This is a genomic window from Nocardia brasiliensis IFM 10847, assembly GCF_000710915.1.
GTDB lineage: Bacteria > Actinomycetota > Actinomycetes > Mycobacteriales > Mycobacteriaceae > Nocardia > Nocardia brasiliensis_A.
On sequence record NZ_BAUA01000106.1, the window covers coordinates 1 to 22,398 of the forward strand.

The window sequence follows — 22,398 nt, forward strand, 5'->3', positions numbered from 1 at the left end:
TGAACGACTGCACCGGCTCGGTCGACTGAGAACGGCTATCCGACAGTTCCGGCGGGATCGATGCCGACCGCGCTCAGCCGAGGGGTGGTGGCGCGGCAGGGGTGCGCTCGGCGGCAGGGGGCGGCACGGCAACTCGCTCGACCCCGCCGGGCGGCACGGGCACTCGCTCCGCCGCAGCCGGTTGCACGGGCACTTGTTCGACCGCGGCGGGCGGCGTGGGAACTTGTTCGGGGGTAGGCAGTTCCGGCTCCGGCAGCTGCTGCTCGACCTGCACGACGGCCAGATACCTGCTGTGCGTATCGAGCGGGATGACGCCGAAAACCCACGGACGCCGCACCTCGACGGGACTGCCGCCGCGCTGTTGGAGCCGCACCCATTTCCGCACCGCTTTGCGCTCCGCGCGGTAACGGCGTCGCTGCGCCTCGCGCCCGATCGGCACGCCGTGCGCGCGTTCGAGTTGCTCGATGATCGCGCATTCGTTGCGGCGCTTGCGATGTCGCGGAATGTCCAGCAGCGTCAGCGGAACGAACAGCACGACGGTCACCGCGAGCGGCAGCGCGTTCGCCTGCCAGGGGCCAGCTTTGTCACCGCTCACCGTCGTCGCGAAAAGCCCTGCGATGCAATACAACAGCCAGAACAGCGTGGGCAACAGAAACCACGGGTGCAGCCATTCGCTCGGCAGCGGACGTTCCGCGCCGCGGAAGGCGCGCGGATCACGGCCGTAGAGCCGCATCAGCGGCCCGACCCGGCGGCGGCCCTCGTCGGACCAGGAGTCGGCGAGCGCGTCGGCGGCGTCCCGCATCGCCTTGCCCGCCCACCAGTTGGAGAACAGGCAGGACGCGTTGCTCAGCGCCCCTGCGATGCAGATGATGACGAGTGCCCCGGTGAGCACCGCGGGCCCGGCGAACCGGTCCCGGTTCGCGGAAAGAATGGCGGCGCCGCCGATCAGGAAACCGTTGAGCGTCATCAGCCACGACATCCGATGACCGATGATGTCGTGCTCGAACTTGATCCGATCCGCGAAGACCTCGACCAGCGTCGTCTCGAGCTCGATGCTCGCCGCGGGATTGTCCGGAGGCTCAGCTGCTGCCATGTCCGCGAACCACCAAACTGCCTAGATCGGGAAGTAAGTCGGGTGAGAGCGGGGCGACGAGTGTCATGATCAACGCCCGGACCTCGGCCTGGGCGAGATACCCCGCCATCACTCGATGAGACGAGTCTAGGAGAAGCAACTCGTCCGCGACCCGATATGTCGGCAGCAGCAACACGAACGGCTCGGTCGACGCCTCGAGCTGCGCACGGAACGCGGCGACCCGCTGCTGCCGGGCCCGCGGCCACGAATCGTGCAGTGCGGCAGCCTCGCGCACCGTCAGCGCGGTCGCGCCCGGATCGAACCAGTCGGCCGGGCGACCGTCCGCGTCGACGTGCCACACGGTGCGCAGTTCGCCGAGCGCGGCCCAACCGACCCTCACCTGCTGGGTCACCGGCACGTTCAACTCCGCGAGCGCACGCCAATCGAGCTGCGCACGGATGCTGCCGGAGAAGAGCCGGGCGAAGTCGTCGAAGTCGGTCACCCGGACCAGTCCACCAGATCCGGCGGGTCCGCGGCAGCGATCGCCACCCGCGCGTTCCGAATCCGCGCGGTAGGCCCGCGCTGGCGGTCCGACGGCCGACTGTTAAGCGAACTAACCGGTTCGCCTTAAGTCTGCGGATCTACCGTCACCGCGTGCTCGAAGGAGGGGGTGCAATGACTGACACGGAGGTGCGCGGCCCGGCCGAGTCGGCGGGTGCGGAGACCGCTGCGACAGCGAAGACTCCCCCACGCGGTGCTGCAGAGGATGCGCCACTTGGTGCAACGCAGGCAGCGGCACCCGCGGCCGTGGCACCCACATCAAAGGACAACGCGGCACCCGCCACAGCAGAGGCCGTGCCATCCGCTCCAGCAGAGGTGGCGGCACCCGCAGCACAGACCGCGACACCCGTTACAGCGGACGCGGCGGCACTCCGTGGAGCGGACGCGGCCGTACTCGGTACAGCGGAGGCCGTGGCACCTGCTACAGCGGACACAGCGGTACTCGGTGCAGCGGAGACAGTGCCACCCACATCAGCAGCACCCGTCACAGCAGAGACCGCGCCACCCACGTCGGCAGACACGGCGGCATCGACTACGGCGGCGGCGGTGCCGACCGCCGCAGCAGACGCGGCAGGACCCACTACAACAGACACGGCGGCAACCATTCCAGTACAGGCCAAGGCACCCGCTACATCAGACGCGCGGGCGCTCGGCGCGGCGGAGGGCGAATCGGGACAGTGGCGATTGCCGACGCGTCTCGGATTTCGGTTCGGTGCCGCCTATTTCGGCTTGTTCGGGCTTGCGGGACTGGTCGGGCTGATGCCGATTCTGCTGGCGGGCTTGGGGATCGATGCGGGATGGGGCTCGGTGCTGAACATCCTGCACCTGGCCCGCCCGCCGATCGAATGGACGGCTACGCATGTGCTCGGCCTGCGGGTGGTCAGCACCCAGGTGGGCAGCGACAGCGCGTTCCAGTGGACCGCACTGTTTCTCCTGGTCGTTATCGCGGCGGTGGTCACGGCGGCGTGGTCGGTGCTGGATCGGCGGCGGCTCGGCTACGACCGGCTGTTCGCCTGGGTGCAGCTGTATCTGCGGTTCGTGCTCGCGCTCGCGATGTTCTATTTCGGGATGGCGAAGGCGATTCCGACGCAGATGCCGTTCGTGCTGAACCGGCTGGTGGAGCCCTACGGCAATTTCAGTCCGGCAGGCGTGCTGTGGGCGCAGGTCAGCGTGTCGCAACCGTACGAAATCGCCCTGGGTGTCGCGGAATTGCTGGCGGGTGTGTTGTTGGTGGTGCCGCGCGCCACCGCCGCCGGCGCGCTGCTGTGCGCGGTGGACATGAGCCAGGTGCTGCTGCTGAACCTGACCTACGACATCCGCCTGAAATCGGTGTCGGCACAGCTGCTGCTGCTGAGCCTGTTCCTGCTCGCACCCCATGCGCGCCGCTTGTTCGTGGTGCTGTTCACCGAGCGCGCCGCACCCGCGATCCGGCGAATTCCGTTGTTCGGCACCGCAAGAGCCAACCGCATCGCGCTGGTGGCGCAGCTGGCGGTCGGCCTGCTCCTGCTCACGGTGACCGGCGTGCAGAATTGGCGACAGTGGGCGAACCCGGTGCCGGAGTTGTACGGCATCTACCAGGTGGACGGCTTCTCGTCGGAGGGCTACGCCCGCGATCCCCTGCTGACCGACGAATTGCGCTGGCGCCGAGTCGTTGTCGACCGGCCATTCCATGTGTCCGACCCGGTGGTGGTCACCATCCAGCACATGGACGATTCGTTCGAGGTGTACGGCGGCACCATCGACCCGAAGCGCCACTTCATCGATCTACGCCATCGCATCGCGGTGGGCACCTTCGAAGAAACTCCGGTGCACGTACGCCTCAGCTACTGGTGGCCGAGCCCCGGCCGCATGGTCATCGACGCCGACGACTACGCGGGCCACCGCATCCACACCTGGCTCACCCGTCTCGATCCGAAGTCCTTCCCGCTGCTGGAACGCGGCTTCAGCTGGGTCCAGGAACAGCCCTACAACCGCTGAGCGCGCTACTGCGCGTAGCGGACACGGGAATTGGCGTAGAGGCAGATAGCGGCGGCGGTGGCCAGGTTCAGGCTCTCCGCCCGGCCGCGGATGGGAATGCGCAGGCGGTGGTCGGCGCGGCGGGCGACCGCGGGGTCGAGACCGTGCGCCTCGTTGCCGAACAACCACGCCACGGGGCGGGTGAACAGCTCGTCGGCGTCGTCCAAGTCGACCTCACCGTTCGCGGCGGTCGCGAGGATCGTGATGCCCGCTGCGGCAAGGGAATCCAGCGTCTCGCCGATATCGCGGTGCCGGGCGATCGGCACATGGAACAGGCTGCCCGCGCTGGCGCGCACACATTTGCCGTTGTGCGGATCGACCGAATCACCGGCCAGCACAACGCCGTCCGCGCCCACCGAGTCGGCGACCCGGATCAGCGTGCCCGCATTCCCCGGTTCGGCCATCTCGACGGGCACGGCGAGCATCCGCGGCGCGGTGCCGAGCACCTCCGTCAACGGCACATCGAGCAGCGCACAGACCGCGACCAACCCCGGGGCGGTGACGGTTTCGCCGAGTTGCGCGGCCGCACGGTCGCTGACCAGCGTGGTGCGCACGCCCGTCGCGGCGGCGCCGGCAACCAGCTCGTGTTCCCTGGCCGCGGCGCCCGCCGAGTAGAACAGTTCCCGCACCCGCCCGGTATCCAGCGCCGCGGCAACGGAATTGGCGCCCTCGGCCAGGAACAGCCCGGTCTTGCGCCGCTGCGCGCCGCGATGCAGTTTGACAGCGGAAACGACCCGCGGATTGCGCTCGGAGAGCGCGTCCACGGGTCGTTCCGAAAGGTGTCCGCTGGTCAACGTCAGCTTATGCAGCCGGCGCGTTGACGTCCTGCGGCAGCGCGGCCTTGGCGACGGCGACGAGACCGGCGAACGCCTCGGCGTCGGAGACGGCGAGCTCGGCGAGGATCTTGCGATCCACCTCGACACCCGCGGCCTTCAGGCCCTGGATGAAACGGTTGTAGGTGATGTCGTTCAAGCGCGCCGCGGCGTTGATGCGGGCGATCCACAGCTTGCGGAAGTCACCCTTGCGCGCCCGGCGGTCCCGGTAGGCGTAGGTGAGCGAGTGCAGCTGCTGTTCCTTGGCCTTGCGGTACAGCCGCGAGCGCTGGCCGCGGTAGCCCTTGGAGGCCTCGAGGATGGAACGACGCTTCTTCTGAGCGTTGACGGCCCTTTTGACGCGTGCCATGGGTCAGTCCTGTCGATCTAGGGGGCGCATGCGGGGCACCCGGGGGTTGGTCGGTGGGTCGGCGTCCGGAATCCGGAACGCGGTCTGCTGCTACGAACCGGTCTCAGAGACCGAGCAGCCTCTTCACGCGCGGGACGTCGACGGACGCGACGGCCTCCGTGCCATCCAGACGACGAGTCCGGCGGGTCGACTTGTGCTCCAGGAGGTGGCGGCGGTTGGCCTGCTGGCGCAGCAGCTTGCCCTTACCGGACACCTTGAATCGCTTCGAGGCACCGCTGTGGCTCTTCATCTTCGGCATGGATTCCTCTAATCTGTCTCGTCCCGGCGGTCCTTGCGGACCGCCGGCTCTTATCGGTCTTACTGCGGCGGGGCGGCCTGCTCGGCCGGAGCCGCGGCGGGCGCGCTGTCTGCGGGCTCGGCGCTCTGCTGCGCAGCGGGCTGCTGCGGTCGCGGAGCCGAGGACTCCTGCTGGGCTTTCACCCGCGTCTTCGCACCCTTGTGAGGGGCGAGGACCATAGTCATGTTGCGACCGTCCTGCTTGGCCGAGGTCTCGACGAACCCCAGGTCCGCCACGTCCGCGGCGAGCCGCTGCAACAGCCGGTAACCCAGTTCGGGCCTGGACTGCTCGCGACCACGGAACATGATGGTCACCTTGACCTTCGACCCGGCCTCGAGGAAGCGCATCACATGGCCCCTCTTGGTCGCGTAGTCGTGGTCGTCGATCTTCGGGCGGAGCTTCTGCTCCTTGATCACGGTCTGCACCTGGTTCTTCCGAGACTCGCGCGCCTTCTGCGCCGTCTCGTACTTGAACTTGCCGTAGTCCATGATCTTGCAGACCGGCGGACGTGCATCCGGAGCGACCTCGACGAGATCGAGATCTGCCTCCATGGCGACGCGTAGTGCATCTTCAACACGCACGATCCCAACCTGCTCGCCGCTGGGTCCGATGAGCCGGACCTCGGGAACACGGATGCGATCGTTGATGCGGGTCTCAGTGCTGATGGGGCCTCCTAGGTCAAGCGGTGTCGTCAAGACGACCGCACGCAATAACTGCAACCCCTTTTCAACACGAAAGCCCCGGTGCGGTATTCCGCAACGGGGCCCGAGTCGACCGGTCGACCGCACGCGAAAATACGCGTTCGGTCTCGTACGCACGGCTCTCCTGAGAGAACCCCCGCACAAGAAACCCGCCTCCGAGGAGGCGGGTGACCGGACCGTTTGACCTGACGATCGCTCGTCGGCAACGGTGGGAGTCGGGCTCCACTTATCAGCCCCTGGCTCGAAATCTTGGTAGAAGACACAACCTGGGGCGGTCGTCAGCGCAAAGTCTAACATTCCGTTCGGCTATCGCCGAATCGGGTCCCCGACCGTGCGCCGAGCTCGGCCGATGGCCGCGCGCATCGGGCGGCCGAACCGCCCCACTAGGGTCACCAGTATGACTGATGAGCTCGACGACGCCGTGCGCGAACTGGCCGACATCCCCGCGGTGGAGGTGATCAGCCGGGCCGCCGTGATGCTGATGAGTTCGGCGGCGGAGAAGCTCGGGCTCGCAGACGAGGATCCGGAGAACAGCGCGCGGCGCGACCTGGACGAGGCGCGCCGGGTGATCACGGCGCTGGCCGGACTTGTCACCGCGTCGGTGGAGTACCTCGGCCCACATGCGGGACCGATCCGGGACGGTTTGCAGTCCCTGCAGCGCGCGTTCCGGGAGGCGTCGGCGCACCCGGACGAGCCGGGCAAGGGGCCGGGCGAGAAGTACACGGGACCGGTCTACTGAGCCGGTTCGACGAACAGCCGTGCGGTGCCGAGTAGTTCAGCGCCGCACGGTACACAACTGGTCGAATTTTTCCCGCCGGGAAATTTTGCCCATTGGGCAAGTTTTTGCCGTAGACTCGTGCCATGGCCGAGGAATTGAGTCTGCGCGAACGCAAGAAGCTCGACACCCGTCGCGCATTGAGCGACGCCGCGCTGCATCTGGCGTTCGAACGCGGCCTGGACAACGTGACGCGGGAGGACATCGCGTCCCGGGCCGGGGTGTCGATCCGCACCTTCAGCAACTACTTCGCCGGCAAACACGAGGCCTTGGCCTACCGCAATGTCGACCGAATCCGGCGCAGTCTCACCGAGTTTCGCGATCGTCCCGCCGACGAGCCGCTCTGGACCGCGATCACCGAGGCCATCGTCGCACCGTTCGTCGCCGAAGGCATCCGCGATACGCCGCCGACCGAGGCCCAGCTGGCGGCGGTCCGCGCAATGGTCGAACTGTCGCAGACGCATGTGGGCATCAGTAAGGAACTCGTCGACGAGTGGGTCGCGGCCATCGCGCGACGCACCGGAACCGATCCCGCCCGCGATATGTATCCACACCTGGTGACCGGCGTACTCATCGCCGTCATGCGGTCCGCCGCGGTGGCGTATGTGCACGCCGATCCGCCCGTGGTCATCACCACCCTGCTCCGCCGTGGCTTCGACGACGTGGCCGCCGGACTACCCGAACCCTCCGGTCACTGACCGGCATAACACCGCAGCGTTCCATACACAAAGGGGGGTCTATTCGTCATGCCCGAAAACTCTTACGACGTAGTCATTTCCGGCGCCGGGCCGAACGGCCTGCTGCTGGCGGGCGAGCTCGCCCTCGCCGGAATCCGTCCGGTCCTGCTGGAGCAGTTGCCCGGGCCGAGCAACGAACCGAAGGCCAACGGCCTTGTCGGCCAAGTGGTTCGGCTGCTGGACATGCGCGGACTGTACGACGAATCCGGTGCGGCGCCGCAGCCGGTGCTCGGATACATGTTCAGCGGGCTACCCCTGTCGTTCGCCGACATGCCGGACAAGGTCCTGTACGGAAAGATCATCTCCCAGTCGAAAGTCACTCGGCAGCTGGAGAAATGGGCGCTCGGGCTCGGCGTCGACCTGCGCTGGGGACACCGGCTCACCGTGCTGACGCCGCACGACGGAGGTGTCGGGATCACGGTGGACGGGCCCGCAGGCACCTACCACCCTCGACACCACCTACCTGGTCGGCGCCGACGGCGGCAAGAGCTTCGTCCGCAAACGGCTCGGCATCGGGTTCCCCGGCAGCACCAACACCGCCGACATCGCGCGGCTGGCGCACGTCTGGCTGCCCGATGAACTGCGCACCGCCGACGGCGCACTCGACATCCCTGGATTCGGGCGCATCGAATTCGGGCACAACAGATTCGAGAACGGCGGCGTGATCTACGCCGAGCTGGAGCCGGGCCGGACCATGTTGGCGACGAAAGAGAGCGGCGGCGAGTCGGCGTCCGCGCAAACCCCGATGTCCATCGCGGAACTACGCGCGAGCCTGCGGCGGATCCTCGGCGTCGACGTGCCCATCGAAGCGCCGCGCTCGCCCGGCCCGAACGCGTTGCGACGCATCGACAATCAGAACACCCGGCAAGCCGAGCGATACCGGGAGGGGAACGTCTTCCTGGTCGGCGACGCGGCACACGTGCATTCGGCGATGGGTGGACCCGGACTGAATCTCGGCATGCAGGACGCCGCCAACCTCGGCTGGAAGCTGGCCGCACAGATAAACGGCTGGGCTCCCGCCGGATTGCTCGACACCTACCACACCGAGCGGCACCCCGCCGGGCTCCGCGTCATGATGAGTTCGCTCGCCCAATCCGCGCTGTTCGCACCAGGGCCGGAGGTGGGCGCGCTGCGCGAACTGTTCGGCGAGCTGCTCGCACTGCCGGGCAACGCCGCCCACATCGCACGGCTGATGGCCGGTGCGGACATCCGCTACGACACCGGCGACGACCATCCGCTCTCGGGTTACCTCGTGCCGGAGTTCTCCGTCGAAACCGCAACGGGCACAGTCCGAGTGGCCGAACTACTACGCAAAGCCCGCCCGATCCTGCTCGCCCTGGACGGGCACGGATTCTTCGATGAAGTGGCGGCCCCGTGGCGCGACCGCGTGGACCTGATCTCCGCCACCGGTCCCGACGCCCCCGCCACCGCGCTCCTGATCCGCCCGGACGGGTACGTCGCCTGGGCCACGGCCACGGCGGCACAACCCGCTGCGGTCCACCTCCGCACCGCCCTGACCCGCTGGTTCGGCACCCCGACCCCATGAGAACCGGACGCGGTGTGCGGCACACCCCACCGAACCGCCGCACACCGCCGACCAGTTCGCACCGCGCGCACCAGTCCGCACCCCGCGCACCAGTCCGCACCCCGCGCACCAGTCCGCACCCCGCGCACCAGTCAGCACCCCGCGCACCAGTCAGCATCCCGCGCACGGATTCGTCGGCGAATCCGTGCGCGCGGTGACGAAACGTGCGCGGGGCTCGGGGTCAGCTGGTGAGGAAGTCGGCGACGGTTGCGGTTTGGTCGAGGATGGCGTGGCCGGTGTCGGGGAGGGCGTGGACGGTGGCGTGCGGGGCGCAGCGGCGGATTCGGGCGGCGGTGGCCGCGGAGTCGAGCATTACGTCGCGGGCGCCGACGATCACCAGAAGCGGCATGGTGAGCCCGCGCAGTTGGTCGTCGGAGAAGATCGGCAGCCGTTCGGTACGCGGGTTGAAGGTGGCGAAGGTGAACACCACGTGGTCGAGGGCGGCGTCGGTCTCCGGCGTGTGCAACCCCGTCACGAGACGTGCCGTCCGGCGCACACCCCAGCTGCCGAACATGCGCAGGAACAACGCTTTCGGCAACCATCCCATCGTCTGCTTGCCGATCCCGCTGGGGCACAACAGCGCCAGCTTGGTGACCCGCCCCGGCCTGCGGGTCACGTAGTCCAGCGCGAACCACCCGCCGAGCGACGACGCCACCAGCGAGAACTGTTCGACGCCAACGGCTTCGAGCACCTCATCGAGCCACCGCGCGTACGCGTCGGAGCCGAGCGGCGGCCGCACCGGCGCACTACCGCCGGGCTCGCCGATGATGTCGACCGCATAGACCCGGAAATCCGTTGCCCACGTAGCGATATCACCGAGCCACATGGTCGCGTTCGCGCCCGAACCGTGCAGCAGCACCAGCGGCGGCGCGTCCGGCGGACCGGACACCACGACGAAGGTCTCCCCCTCGCGGGTCGGAATCCGCAGTTCTTCGGCCGGAACCGGCCAGGCCGTCAACGCTTCTCGATAACGCTGCTGGATCGCGGCCGCGCCGCGCTCGGTCTTGTAGATCGTGCTCATTTCCCCACCTCTGTCGTGCGATGACCCGTCATGCGGCGAGCACCGCTTCCATGTAATCGAGCAGCCGTGCCGTATCGGCCAGGCCGCCGAGGACGATGACCTTCATCCGCGCCCGTTCCGCGTCGTAGACCGTCTCGACCCGTAACCGCTGATCGCCGGGCCCGCGATTCGCGGCCGCACCCATGACGAGCGAGGTGAGCCGGTCGGCGGTCGCGGGATCGACCGCGTCCACCTCGACGATGCTCGACACCTCGCTGTGTCGTTGCCGCCCAACGGTTTCCCGCAGCGGTGCGGGCACCGGTCGGCCGGTGAACGCCTCCAGGTCCGCCGCCGAGATCCGGTACTGCTTGCCGATCCGGACCGCGGTGAGCCGCCCGTCGCGCACGTAGTTGCGGATGGTGCGCACATGTAGGCCCAAACGCTCGGCGACCTGTTCGACAGAATAGAAGGCATCAGACACAGAACTACCCTAAACAACCCTTCAATTGTGCGCAATAGGGAAGTTTAGAAAACAATAGGGAACCCAGTGCGGACAGCAAAAGGCCCCGGTGGCAGGAAACCACCGGGGCCTGGGTCAGCGAGCCACTACTTGATGAGTCCGCCGTGGTAGGCGTTGTCCTTGCCGCGCTGCTGCGTACCCGTCTTCGTTGCCGTACCGCCACCGAGCGGGTTGTCGCTGAACGCGTAGGTGGCGATCGAGTAGGCGATGGCGCCGGTGTTCACGGCCAGCGCCTTGTCGTTGATGTTCTTCGTGGTGTCGCAGGCGCCGTGGTAGCAGGCGTCATAGGGCTTGCCCGCTTCGCCGCCGAACATCTTCTGCTCTTCGGGCGTCTTGACGCCCTCCGCGCCGGTGAACAGACCACCCGCCGCGATCCCGACCGCGATGAACGGGCCGTAATCGGAGCGACCGTCGAACGGGGTCGGCACGTGCGGCAACCGCAGCATGTCGAAGTAGCGTTCGAAGGTCTTCTCGATCTCGGCCGAACCCGGGGTGCCCTCGCTACCGTCGTAGATCTTGTAGGCGAAGTTCGGCGAGCCGATCATGTCGAAGTTGAGGTAGAGCGCGATCTTGGCGCGATCGGCCTCGGACAGGTTCGCGACATAGTGCTCCGAGCCCAGCAGCCCGAGCTCCTCCGCGCCCCACCAGGCGAAGCGCACCTTGTTCTTCGGCGGGAACTTGGCCATCTGCAACGCGACCTCGAGGATGCCCGCACTGCCGGAACCGTTGTCGTTGATACCCGGCCCGGCCAGCACCGAATCCAGGTGCGCCCCAGCCATTACGACCTTGTCCGCCTTGCCCTGCTTGCTCTCGGCCAGCACGTTCGAGGTCGAACGGACCTTGCTCTCGGTGTCGGTCTTGAGCCGCACCACCGTGTCGGCGGGCGAGGCGAGGTCCTCGCCGACGGCGAAACTCGCACCGACCACCGGGATGGTGAAGCCGGGCCCGCCCAGGGTGCCCGCGAAGGCGTCGGTGCGGCCGGGCTGGCCCTCGTTGAAGATGATCACGCCGGCCGCACCCGCGGTCTGCGCGTTGCGGGCCTTGTCGGCGAACGGGCAGGTGCCACGTTGCAGCAGCGCGATATTGCCCGCGGTGAAGTTCGCGAAGTCCGCGGCCTCACAGCCGGAGGTCGAGCTCGGCTCCGGCGTCGGCGGCAACGTCAGGTCGACGGCTTGGACTTTCGCGTTCACGTCGCCCGAACCCGAATAGGTCAGCGTCACGAAGTCGCCGAGCGCACTGCCGCCGGGCGGAGTCGGCTTATAGGTCTTGGCATCCGGGGAGACCTGGTTCAGCACCGCGGTCGATTTCTCTTGGAAGAACGGGAAGTCGAACTTCTGCACCGTCACCTGGTAGCCCGCACCGCGCAGTTTCTTGACGACATAATCGCGGGAAGCGTCGAAGCCGGGAGTGCCCGCGGCGCGGGTACCGCCGTTGGCGTCGGCGATCTTCTGGAACTCCGTCAAGTGGCGTTTGATGTTGGGCGCCTGGACCGAATCGGCCAGTTGTCGTTCGGGCGGCGCGGGATCGGCGTTCGCCGATCCCATCAACACCAGTGACAGAGCGAGCGGCAGCGCGGTAGCGGTCGCGAGAACTCGACCGGTATTGGCGCGGTTGAAGATACGGGGCATGTCGGTTCCTCCAAGGGACGGATGAATCCCGGTGGTCGGAGGTTAGGGCGATATGTCGCGCTACCGGAAACCCCAGTTGCGAACTGGGGAACCGTTTTCCCCAGCTGTGCTGTGTTAGAAATACATACCCGGCCCGTCGCGCACGACACCCTGAAATCCGCACTCGTTTCAGGGATTTGCACCCGCTCCACGGCCTGATTCCGGTGTGGATCCCGAGAGCGGGTGCGAATTACGTTTGCGCCGCTCAGTCGGCGAGGATGCGGGTCAGGGTGCGGCGGCCCAGGTGGCTCATGGTGGGGTTGGTGGTGGCGTAGTACCAGACGAGGCCCATGGCTTGTTGGAAGGCCCAGGCGCGGCCGCGGTGCCATTCGAGGTCGTCGGATTCGAGGTGGGTGCGCAGGATGCGGCGGGGGGTGGGCTCGAGCAGGTGCCAGGCGCTGACCAGGTCGAGGGCCGGGTCGGCGGGGGCGAGGCCGCCGACATCGATGACGCCGGCGAGGCGGGCGTCGGCGACGAGCACGTTTCCCGGGATGAGGTCGCAGTGATTCATCACGTCGGGTGTTGTGCCGCGCGGTAATTCGCGCAGCTGGGCCCAGAGGCGGCGGAGGGCGGGCACGTCGAGCAGGTCGGTGCTGCGCTCGAAACAGGTCTGCATCCAGGCGTCGTGCGTGTGCAGCTCGCCGCCGCGGCCCCGCCCGGCGAAGGTACGGCCGCGGGTGTCGATGGCGCGCACGCCGCGAATGAACTCGGCCAGATCGCAGGCGAATTCGACGGAAGCGCCCGGATCCGCGAGGGTGGCGACAGTCCCGCTCAGCCAGGTCTGCACCGCCCAATGCAGCGGATAGCCCGCGCCGGGCTCGCCGATCGCCACCGGTTCGGGCGTACGAAACCTCGTGCGACCGAGCAATTCTCGCGCGGCCGCCGCCTCCGTCTGCAACGAAAGCAGTACGTATTCGACATCCCCGGCGCGCAACGGGAACCGCGCCGCGAACCGATCCCCGATCCGGAAAAGCGCATTCTCCGTACCTGCGGAAGCGACCGCGCGGATCGGCAGATCACGCCATGCGGGAAACTGCTCGTCGACCAGCGCCCGCACCGTCTCGAGCGATACGGCCAGTTGATCGGCATGCATGGTCACCCCCGCAGCGTGACAAACCGTCACCCATGCCCACAAGCGATTTCCGGCAGTGCACAGCCCCTACGCACTCGGTATCGCTTCGTGTGACAACGATGCGCCCCGCGACACCCAGTGACGTCGGCGTCGCGGGTCACCGGCTGACGATCGCGGCGATCGACCGTCGCGCACCGAGGATTGCCTCAAGTCGGTTCTCCACCGCACCGGTGCGCCGTAGTGGCTCGCCGATTCCCTCGTGAGCAGGCATTTTCCGCCAGCAGACCCTTCGGCTTGACCTTGCCCCTAGGGCAAGGTTCGACGATAGTTTCCATGAACAGCAACGCACTGCACGACATCGCAACGCAGATCCGCGAACAGGCTGCCGCCTTCTGCGAGACCAACCTCGTTCCCGGCTTCGTCGCCGGGGTCTACCGAGCGGGTGAACAGGTCGTCGTGGCGCACGGCACGGCGAATGCCCGGACCGGCGCGCCGATGCTCGAGCACACCGGATTCCTTTTCGGCTCGGTCACCAAGGTGCTCACCACCACCCTGGTGCTACAGCAGGTCGAGCGCGGCAATCTCGACCTCGACGCGCCGGTGGCGCACTACCTGCCCGAGTTCACGCTGAACGTGCCGGGTGCGGCGGACAAGATCCTGGTGCGGCACCTGCTCTCGCACACCAACGGCATCGATGCGGACCTGTACTTCCCCGACGCCAAAGGCAGTGCCGCACTGCGCACTTACGTCGCGGGTCTCGCCGAGGGCAGCGGCATCCTGTTCGAGCCGGGCGAGCAGCTCAGCTATTCGAACGGCGGCATGATCGTCGCGGGCCGCCTGCTCGAAGTGGTGACCGGCCTGTCCTTCCACGCGCTGCTCGAGCGCGACATCTACGGCCCGGTCGGCATGCGCGATTCCAGCACCTCGGCCGAACAGGCCATCCTGCGCAGCACCGCCGTCGGCCACTTTCTGCACCCGGAGACCATGACCGCCGCGCCTACCGGCATGTTCACGCTGCCCGACACCTGGGGACCGGCGGGCGGCACACCGATCGGCACCGTCGCCGACCTGCTCGCGTTCGGCCGTACCCACCTCGCGGGCGGAGTGTCGCCCGCCGGGGTGCGCGTCCTGTCGGCCGATTCGGTCGCCCTGATGCAGCAGGTTTCCCACGATATCGCGACGCCGAACGTGCCGCCGATGGGCATGGGCTGGGTGCGCTACCCGTTCGGCGACACCACTGTGCTCGCCATGTCGGGCGCCTCGCCCGGCGGTGTCTCGCTGCTGTGCGTGGTGCCCGAATACGATCTGGTCTTCGCCGCGTTCGGCAACAGCCCGGACGCGATCATGCTGCAGGATCAGTTGCTGCAGTGGCTGCTGCGCACGCAACTCGGCGTCGAGATTCCCACGCTGGTCACCGAATTCGCGCAGGACGTCGACCTCACCCCGTACATCGGCACCTATCGTTCGAACCAGCTCCGGATCGAGGTCAGCATCGTCGACGGCCAGCTCGAGGAACGGATGGCCTACGAGCCCGCCGACGCATCGCAGGAGCGAATCTTCACCGAGTTCGCGGGTGGCACGACCGCGGCCCCGCCGCAGCGGTACGTGGCGATCCGGCCCGGCCTGTTCGCCCCGGCGGGCTACCCGTTGGAGACGTTCGACGGCTACCTGCGCCTCCTGCTGGTCTCCTTCCACGATATTCGGGACGGCCGGGCCCGTTTCCGCAACGGCGGCGGCCGGCTCACCCACCGAGCCTGACCGTTCCGGCCGGCCGGTGCGGCGAATGGAAGGATGACCCGCATGATCACGATCGGCCGGCTCGCGGACTTCGCCGGAGTGACCACCAAGGCCATTCGCCACTATCACGAGCGCGGTCTGCTCCCCGAGCCCGACCGCGACTCGTCCGGCTACCGGCGCTACACCGCCCAGCACGCGATCGATCTCGTCAAGATCAGGACCCTGGCCGAGGCGGGCGTCCCACTCGCCCGCGTCAAGAACCTGCTCGACGCCGACGCCGAAACGCTCGCCGCCGCGATCGCCGAGATCGACCGCGACGTCCGCAAACGCATGGCCCAACTGCGGCACACCCGCGAGCACCTTGCCCAATTACGCGGCGGCGACCGGCTTTTCGTCTCCCCCGAGGTCGCCGACTTCCTCGATGAACTCCGCGAACTCGGTGCCAGCGACCGTCAGATCCACCTCGAACGCGACGGTTGGATCCTTCTGCAAACCGCCTCCCCCGCCGACGCCGCCCGCTGGTTGGCCGAAAAGCGTGAGCTGCTCGCGGTTCCCGAGTTCCGCGCCCTCTACCTGGAGCACGACGCCGCGTTCCACTGGTCCCCCGACGACCCGCGCCTGCCCGCCCTCGCCGAGCGCACCCGCACCTGGTTCACCACCCAGCACAGCCGCGCCGAAACCCGCCCAGTCCAAAACCCGGCCATAGCCCGCCTCGCCGCCCAATCCCAACCCGGCGCCACTTCCCCCGCCTGGCACCGCCTAGCCCAACTGACGCAGAGCTGACCGCCACGAGCGATCGGGAATCGCGAGCGCTCGAATCGCCGTTGCGCGACAATGATCGATGATCTCGTCGCGCGGCTGACCTCGTACTATCCAGCTTCGAGGACAGCGCAGGCGACGAGCGGATCGACACAGATCGCTGGTTCCCGGATGGCCGACGCGCTGCCCACCTGGTTGCAGGTCCTCATCGCACTCGTCGCGGTCGCCGCACCGGTCGCCGCCGCGACCATTGCCTATCTGGGGTGGCACCGTCAACGCCGATCGGACCGATGCGCGCAGGCCGCACAGGTTTCGGCTTGGTGGGCCAGCAAGAACGACGAATGGGGCGTGTATGTCCGCAACGGCTCAACGGTCCCGATCTTCCAGACCTATGTCACGGTGCTCGAACCTGATGAGCGTTATGAAAGCACCAAAGTGCGGTTCATGGTGGTGCCGCCGTCCCAGGACGGGGTGTTCCAATCGGCAGCAGGCGCGGGACTCACCGCCACCGGCGATGCCCGCCGGGTGCGGATCAGTTTCACCGACGAAGCCGGATTGCGCTGGCATCGTGATCAATACGGTCAATTGACTGAACTGGATTCACGACTCCGTATCAAGACCGACTACATCCGAACCGAGGTGTTCCGGAGTTTCGAGGATGCCTTTCTGCGGACCTACGGCGTACGGCTCGGTTGTGAGACCGGACCGGTCGGCGAGCGGCAACGCGAGTTCGTGGCGAATGTGCGCCGCAAGCCACTGGACGCGGTCATCTGTCCGCACGATTGGCTCGGTTCGCTGATCGAGACCGTAAACCGTGGAACCGACCACGCTCTCGGTGGATCAGCTGCGGTGTTTCCCCGGTGGTCGCTGCGCGCACTGACAATCGCCGGAAAACTGTACGGACTGCCGACGACCGTCGACACTGTTGCACTGCTGCGCAATACAGATCTGGCGCCGGATCCACCGCCCACACTAGAAGCGCTGATCGCGTGTGGTCGAACCGTCATGGCCCAGTACAGCCGCGTGGACACCGTGCTGGCGATACGAACGGGGTACCTGGGTGACCCGTTCCAGTTGTGGCCCCTCTTGAGCAGTGCGGGTGGTTGGCTGTTCGGAACGAATGCCGACGGCACCTGGAATCCCGACGTGGTCGGACTGGACGCACCGGAATCCATCGCCGCCTTCGACAAGATTCGTCAGTGGGGCGCGGCCGGGCTGCTCAGAGCGCCGTTGACCAGAGAAGACGCGTTCCGCCTCTTCGTCACCGGTCGTACGCCCTTTCTCATCTCGTCCTCAGATGCGCTGCTAGCTATTCAGAAGTCCGAGCTCAGGGACAAGGTCGCCGTGACGCCGGTGCCACCGTTCACCGGTGGTCGGCCTGCCACGCCTTTTACTTTGGTGCACGGGTTGATGATCAGCCGCGGCATGAACCGGATCACCGCGCACGACCTCTTCGCCGACTATCTGACCCGCGAGCACGTGTTGCGCAAACTTTCCGATCACACGGCAAATCCGATCGCGGCAGATTACCCCACCAGCCGTTTGCTCACCTCGTTTCGCGAGCTGAGCGAACAGGGTACCGCCATGCCCGCGTTCCCGATCATGAACGAAGTCTGGCGGCTACTCGAAGCCGCCGAGCTGAAGCTCATCTCGGGTAGCGATGCCGGACCGATCGCCGAACGCCTCGCCACGGACGTGCGTAGACTTGTCGAATCCCCATCGATGAACGAATACCGGGCGGTGATCGGATGATCGAATGGTGGCGCGATGCTGTTGTGTACCAGATCTATCCGCGCAGCTTCGCCGATCGGAACGGGGACGGAGAAGGTGATCTGCCCGGACTGATCGACCGTCTGCCGTACTTATCGGAACTGGGTGTCGACGCAGTGTGGTTGTCGCCGTTCTACCCATCGCCCATGCGCGACGGCGGCTACGACATCTCCGACTATTTCGATATCGATCCCAGATTCGGCACCCTCGAGGATTTCGACCTGCTGGTGACGCAAGCGCGGAAGCAAGATATTCGCATCATCATCGATATCGTGCCGAATCATTGCTCGGACCAGCACCCTTGGTTTCGTGCGGCGTTGTCGGCTCCGATCGGAAGCCCACTGCGGGACCGGTTCATCTTCCGCGACACCGTGAACAATTGGCGGTCACATTTCGGCGGCTCGGCATGGACCCGGACACCGGACGGGCAGTACTACCTCCATCTCTTCGACTCGACGCAGCCCGATTTCAATTGGGGCAACGACGAAGTCGTCCAACTCTTCGAGCGGTACCTGCGTTTCTGGCTCGACCGTGGCGTCGCGGCCGTACGCATCGATATGGCGAACACCCTTTTCAAGATGCCTGGCCTACCCGACGCGGAGGACGGCTCCGCTGGACAGCCGTACTACGACCAGCCGGAGTTACACGAGCTCTACCGCGCCTGGCGCGAAATTCTCGATTCCTACCCGGCGGACATCTTTCCCGGCCGCCGCGGCGCGGTGGCGGAGATCTGGTTCGACGATCCGGCAATGGTGCGGCCGTACCTCGCACCCGACGAGTTGCCACAGGTTTTCAACTTCCGGCTGATGCGAGTCTCGTGGACCGCGCAGGACCTACGCCAGGTGATCGACGAAGGGCGCGAATTGGCCGGCGCCACCGGTGGATCGCTGCCGTGGGCACTGGGCAATCACGACGTCACCCGGCTGGTCAGTCGCCTCGGCCTGCCCCAGCGACCGGGCGAGGATCCGACCCAGGCCATCCGATTGGGCGCGCGACATACTGATATCGCACTCGGCACGCGCCGGGCGCGCTCGGCCGCGCTGCTGCTGCTCGCGCTGCCGGGATCGGTTTACCTCTACCAGGGCGACGAGCTCGGCCTACCCGAACACCTCGATCTCCCTCCGGATCGCCGCGAGGACCCCACCTATCATCGCACCGAAGGCGTCGACATCGGCCGCGACGGTTGCCGGATACCACTGCCGTGGTCAGGCGCGGCAGCACCTTACGGCTTCACCGCACCGACTGCCACCACCTGGCTCCCGCAACCGTCCGACTGGGCCGAACTGACCGTCGAAAACCAGTCCACCCGTTCCGATTCCATGCTCGCGCTGTATCGATCGGCGCTGCGCATCCGGCATGAGCACCCGGCGCTCGGCGAGGGCGCGCTGAACTGGCTGGAACTCGGGCCGCAAGTGCTTGCGTTCACCAGAGAGCCCGGCTTCACCTTCGTGGGCAACCTAGGAACGCAACCGGTACCCCTGCCCGAGGGCCGGGTACTGCTCTCCACCACCCCGCTGGACGCCGGACTGCTACCCGGCGACGCTGCGGCATGGCTACACCGCGGCTGACCACAGACACCGCCGGTCTCACAGACCGGTGACACGGTTCACAGCCTGTAAGAGCGCTGTGAACCGTGTCAGTGCCCGTGAGACCCGGCCGCGCGATCAGCGCAGGGCGGCGGCTTTGCGGGACAGGCGTTTGGTGGCGGCCTTGGCGGCGGCCTGGGCTTCGGTCGGTTTGTCGGGGGTGGCCTTGGCTGCCTTGGTGGCGGGGGCCTTTTTGGCGGAAGCCTTTGTCGCCGAAGCCTTTTTGGCGGGGGCCTTTTTGGCGGGCTTGGTGGCGGGGGGTGCGGCCAGGACTTCGCGGAGGAACTGGCCGGTGTAGCTTTCCGCCACGGCGGCCACGTCTTCGGGGGTGCCTTCGGCGACCACCGTGCCACCGCCGGAACCGCCCTCGGGGCCCATGTCGATGATCCAGTCGGAGGTCTTGATCACGTCCAGATTGTGTTCGATGACGATGACCGTGTTGCCCTTGTCGACCAGACCGTTGATCACCTTGAGCAGCTTGCGGATGTCCTCGAAATGCAGGCCGGTGGTGGGCTCGTCGAGAATGTAGACGGTGCGCCCGGTGGACCGCTTCTGCAATTCGGCCGACAACTTGACGCGCTGCGCCTCACCGCCGGACAGCGTCGGCGCGCTCTGGCCGAGCCGCACATATCCGAGGCCCACGTCCACCAGCGTCTTCAGGTAGCGGTGGATCGAGCTGATCGGTTCGAAGAACTCCGCGCCCTCCTCGATGGACATGTCGAGGACCTCGGCGATGGTCTTGCCCTTGTAGTGCACCTCGAGGGTTTCCCGGTTGTAGCGCGCACCGTGACACACCTCGCACGGGACGTACACGTCGGGCAGGAAGTTCATCTCGATCTTCAGGGTGCCGTCGCCGGAGCAGGCCTCACAGCGACCGCCCTTGACGTTGAACGAGAATCGGCCCGGCTGGTAGCCGCGCACCTTCGCCTCGGTGGTGGACGCGAACAGCGTGCGGATCTTGTCGAACACGCCGGTGTAGGTGGCCGGGTTGGAGCGCGGGGTGCGGCCGATCGGCGACTGGTCGACCTGGACGAGCTTGTCCAGGTTGTCCAGGCCGTTGATCCTGGTGTGCCGGCCCGGCACCTGCCGCGCGCCGTTGAGCTTGTTCGCGAGCACCGTCGCCAGGATGTCGTTGACCAGCGTCGACTTACCGGAACCGGAGACACCGGTGACCGCGGTGAGCACGCCGAGCGGGAAGCTGACATCGATGCCGCGCAGGTTGTGCTCGGTCGCGCCGACCACGGTGAGCTGGCGCTTCTTGCTGATCGGGCGGCGCACCATCGGCACCTCGATCCGCTCCCGGCCGGAAAGGTATGCGCCGGTGAGCGATTCGGGATCGGTGAGCAGTTCCTGGTACGGCCCGCTGTGCACCACCCGGCCGCCGTGCTCGCCGGCCAGCGGGCCGATGTCGACCACCCAGTCCGAGGCCCGGATGGTGTCCTCGTCGTGCTCGACGACGATCAGGGTGTTGCCGAGATTGCGCAGCCGGGTGAGGGTTTCGATGAGCCGTCGATTGTCCCGCTGGTGCAGGCCGATGGACGGCTCGTCGAGCACGTAGAGCACGCCGACCAGACCCGACCCGATCTGGGTGGCGAGCCGGATCCGCTGCGCCTCACCGCCGGACAGCGTCGCGGCGGCCCGCGACAGCGACAGGTACTCCAGGCCGACGTCGAGCAGGAACCCCAGCCGCGCCTGCACCTCCTTGAGCACCTGCCCGGCGATGGCGGCTTCGCGCTCGCCCAGCGTGAGCGAGTTCAGGAACGCGGAGCAGTCGCCGATGGACAGATCGCTGACATCGGCGATGGACTTGTTGTCACCCCCCGCGCTGATGGTGACCGCGAGGATCTCCGGGCGCAGCCGGGCACCGTCGCAGACCGGGCACGGCACATCGCGCATGTACCCGTCGTAGTGCTCCTTCATCTGCTCGGACTCGGTGCTCTCCATCCGCCGCTGCAGGAACGGCATCACGCCCTCGAAATCGGCGTAGTACGAACGCTTCCGGCCGTAGCGGTTGGTGTAGGAGACGTGCACCTGATCGGAGCTGCCCTCCAGCACCGCCTTGCGCGCCTTGAGCGGCAGGTCTTCCCAGGGCGTGTCCATCGAGAAGCCGATGGATTCGGCGAGCCCCGACAGCAAGCGGGTGAAGTACTCGGCGGTCTGGCCGCGCGACCACGGGGCGATCGCGCCCTCGTTCAGGCTGAGCGCCGGATCGGGCACGACCAGTTCGGGATCGACCTCTTTGCGGATGCCCAGACCGGTGCAGTCGGGGCAGGCGCCGTAGGGCGAGTTGAACGAGAACGACCGGGGTTCCAGGTCTTCGATATCGAGGGCGTGCCCGTTCGGGCAGGCCAGGCGCTCGGAGAAGCGGCGCTCCCGATCGTGCGCGTGCTCGTCGCGATCGACGAAGTCGAGCACCACGATGCCGTCGGCCAGGCGCAGCGCGGTCTCGATCGAATCGGTGAGACGCTGTTTGGAATTCGGCTTCACCGCGAGCCGGTCGACCACGACCTCGACGTCGTGCTTCTCCTGCTTCTTCAGCTTCGGCGGATCGGTGAGCGGATACACCACGCCGTCGACCCGCACGCGCGAGTAACCCTGGCTGTGCAACTGGTCGAACAGGTCGACGAATTCGCCCTTGCGGGTGCGCACCACCGGTGCGAGCACCTGGAACTTGATGCCCTCTTCCATGGCGAGCACCTGGTCGACGATCTGCTGCGGGGTCTGCTTGGCGATCAGCTCGCCGCAGACCGGGCAGTGCGGGGTGCCGGCGCGGGCATACAGCAGACGCAGGTAGTCGTACACCTCGGTGATGGTGCCGACGGTCGAGCGTGGGTTGCGGTTGGTGGACTTCTGGTCGATCGACACCGCGGGCGAGAGGCCCTCGATGAAGTCGACGTCGGGCTTGTCCATCTGCCCGAGGAACTGCCGCGCGTAGGCCGACAGCGACTCGACGTAGCGCCGCTGTCCCTCGGCGAAGATCGTGTCGAACGCCAGGCTCGATTTACCGGAGCCGGACAATCCGGTGAACACGATGAGACTGTCGCGGGGCAGATCGAGGTCGACCCCCTTCAGGTTGTGCTCCCGAGCTCCGCGCACAGTGAGGCGTTCCGCCACCTGGTGAATCCCTTCTCGATCGTGTTCGGGTGAACCGACAAAACGGCGTCCAGACCTATCCCGCCGCCATGCTAGGCGCGCCCACCGACAAGTTTCGCTCGCGCGGGTCGCGCGGGATAGTGCGGCGGGGTCACGGCCGCTCGCGCTGCGCCGGATGCGCGGGCAACGCACCGGAACTCGACGGGTACGACAGCACGCACACCCGCG

18 protein-coding genes and 1 pseudogene are annotated in these 22,398 nt (G+C 67.1%); 8 read left to right on the forward strand and 11 right to left on the reverse strand.

Annotation, left to right across the window (positions count from 1 at the left end; all coding sequences use genetic code 11):
• Positions 1-73: 73 nt before the first annotated feature.
• Together NBRGI_RS22310 and NBRGI_RS22315 are read right to left on the reverse strand one after the other, a co-directional pair.
• Positions 74-1,093, reverse strand: coding sequence for a hypothetical protein (locus tag NBRGI_RS22310; RefSeq protein WP_029899197.1), 1,020 nt, complete (start codon positions 1,091-1,093; stop codon positions 74-76).
• On the reverse strand, positions 1,080-1,574 hold the full coding sequence (locus tag NBRGI_RS22315) for a hypothetical protein (RefSeq protein ID WP_029899198.1): 495 nt from the start codon (positions 1,572-1,574) through the stop codon (positions 1,080-1,082). The genes NBRGI_RS22310 and NBRGI_RS22315 overlap by 14 nt, the downstream gene beginning before the upstream one ends.
• 743 nt (positions 1,575-2,317) lie before the next feature.
• Here NBRGI_RS22315 and NBRGI_RS22320 point away from each other — a divergent pair.
• A complete protein-coding gene (locus tag NBRGI_RS22320; RefSeq protein WP_029899199.1) occupies positions 2,318-3,610 on the forward strand; it encodes a hypothetical protein in 1,293 nt (430 codons plus the stop codon).
• A 5-nt stretch (positions 3,611-3,615) separates the two neighbouring features.
• Here NBRGI_RS22320 and NBRGI_RS22325 read toward each other — a convergent pair whose 3' ends face one another.
• The 4 genes from NBRGI_RS22325 to infC all read right to left on the reverse strand — a co-directional run bounded on the left by NBRGI_RS22325 (position 3,616) and on the right by infC (position 5,887).
• Positions 3,616-4,413: a TrmH family RNA methyltransferase gene (locus tag NBRGI_RS22325; protein WP_029899200.1), complete on the reverse strand. Its 798-nt coding sequence runs from the start codon at positions 4,411-4,413 to the stop codon at positions 3,616-3,618.
• A gap of 37 nt (positions 4,414-4,450) precedes the next feature.
• Positions 4,451-4,831 (reverse strand): 50S ribosomal protein L20, encoded by a 381-nt coding sequence (gene rplT, locus NBRGI_RS22330; protein ID WP_014983432.1) that lies wholly within the window; start codon positions 4,829-4,831, stop codon positions 4,451-4,453.
• Positions 4,832-4,934: 103 nt separating this feature from the next.
• Complete coding sequence (rpmI, locus tag NBRGI_RS22335) at positions 4,935-5,129, reverse strand: 50S ribosomal protein L35 (RefSeq protein ID WP_014983431.1); 195 nt, start codon at positions 5,127-5,129, stop codon at positions 4,935-4,937.
• A gap of 59 nt (positions 5,130-5,188) precedes the next feature.
• The gene (gene infC, locus NBRGI_RS22340) at positions 5,189-5,887 is read right to left on the reverse strand and encodes a translation initiation factor IF-3 (RefSeq protein WP_014983430.1); all 699 of its coding nucleotides are present in this window, start codon (positions 5,885-5,887) and stop codon (positions 5,189-5,191) included.
• A gap of 379 nt (positions 5,888-6,266) precedes the next feature.
• Here infC and NBRGI_RS22345 point away from each other — a divergent pair, with 379 nt between their 5' ends.
• The 3 genes and pseudogenes from NBRGI_RS22345 to NBRGI_RS49780 all read left to right on the forward strand — a co-directional run bounded on the left by NBRGI_RS22345 (position 6,267) and on the right by NBRGI_RS49780 (position 8,927).
• Entirely contained in the window at positions 6,267-6,608 is a 342-nt protein-coding gene (locus NBRGI_RS22345; protein ID WP_014983429.1) for a DUF1844 domain-containing protein, read from the forward strand.
• A gap of 122 nt (positions 6,609-6,730) precedes the next feature.
• Positions 6,731-7,342 (forward strand): TetR/AcrR family transcriptional regulator, encoded by a 612-nt coding sequence (locus tag NBRGI_RS22350; RefSeq protein WP_029899201.1) that lies wholly within the window; start codon positions 6,731-6,733, stop codon positions 7,340-7,342.
• Between the two features lie 48 nt (positions 7,343-7,390).
• Positions 7,391-8,927 (forward strand): annotated as a pseudogene (locus tag NBRGI_RS49780) (FAD-dependent monooxygenase).
• A 220-nt stretch (positions 8,928-9,147) separates the two neighbouring features.
• Here NBRGI_RS49780 and NBRGI_RS22360 read toward each other — a convergent pair.
• The 4 genes from NBRGI_RS22360 to NBRGI_RS22375 form a co-directional block, all read right to left on the reverse strand.
• Entirely contained in the window at positions 9,148-9,987 is an 840-nt protein-coding gene (locus NBRGI_RS22360; protein WP_029899202.1) for an alpha/beta fold hydrolase, read from the reverse strand.
• 28 nt (positions 9,988-10,015) lie between these two features.
• Positions 10,016-10,447, reverse strand: a complete 432-nt coding sequence (locus NBRGI_RS22365; RefSeq protein WP_029899203.1) for a helix-turn-helix domain-containing protein — start codon at positions 10,445-10,447, stop codon at positions 10,016-10,018.
• A 125-nt stretch (positions 10,448-10,572) separates the two neighbouring features.
• Complete coding sequence (locus NBRGI_RS22370) at positions 10,573-12,114, reverse strand: M28 family metallopeptidase (protein WP_029899204.1); 1,542 nt, start codon at positions 12,112-12,114, stop codon at positions 10,573-10,575.
• Between the two features lie 244 nt (positions 12,115-12,358).
• Positions 12,359-13,246, reverse strand: coding sequence for an aminoglycoside phosphotransferase family protein (locus NBRGI_RS22375; protein ID WP_029899205.1), 888 nt, complete (start codon positions 13,244-13,246; stop codon positions 12,359-12,361).
• Positions 13,247-13,558: 312 nt separating this feature from the next.
• Between NBRGI_RS22375 and NBRGI_RS22380 the strand changes: the two genes are divergently transcribed.
• The 4 genes from NBRGI_RS22380 (at position 13,559) to NBRGI_RS22395 (ending at position 19,059) form a co-directional block, all read left to right on the forward strand.
• Positions 13,559-14,983, forward strand: coding sequence for a serine hydrolase domain-containing protein (locus NBRGI_RS22380; RefSeq protein WP_029899206.1), 1,425 nt, complete (start codon positions 13,559-13,561; stop codon positions 14,981-14,983).
• Between the two features lie 42 nt (positions 14,984-15,025).
• On the forward strand, positions 15,026-15,745 hold the full coding sequence (locus NBRGI_RS22385) for a MerR family transcriptional regulator (RefSeq protein WP_036560373.1): 720 nt from the start codon (positions 15,026-15,028) through the stop codon (positions 15,743-15,745).
• A gap of 147 nt (positions 15,746-15,892) precedes the next feature.
• Positions 15,893-17,473, forward strand: coding sequence for a sugar ABC transporter substrate-binding protein (locus NBRGI_RS22390; RefSeq protein ID WP_158439905.1), 1,581 nt, complete (start codon positions 15,893-15,895; stop codon positions 17,471-17,473).
• A complete protein-coding gene (locus NBRGI_RS22395; protein ID WP_029899209.1) occupies positions 17,470-19,059 on the forward strand; it encodes a glycoside hydrolase family 13 protein in 1,590 nt (529 codons plus the stop codon). The genes NBRGI_RS22390 and NBRGI_RS22395 overlap by 4 nt, the downstream gene beginning before the upstream one ends.
• A 96-nt stretch (positions 19,060-19,155) precedes the next feature.
• On the opposite strand, the gene uvrA is transcribed toward NBRGI_RS22395, so the two are convergent.
• A complete protein-coding gene (gene uvrA / locus NBRGI_RS22400) occupies positions 19,156-22,191 on the reverse strand; it encodes an excinuclease ABC subunit UvrA (protein WP_029899210.1) in 3,036 nt (1,011 codons plus the stop codon).
• Positions 22,192-22,398 lie beyond the last annotated feature (207 nt).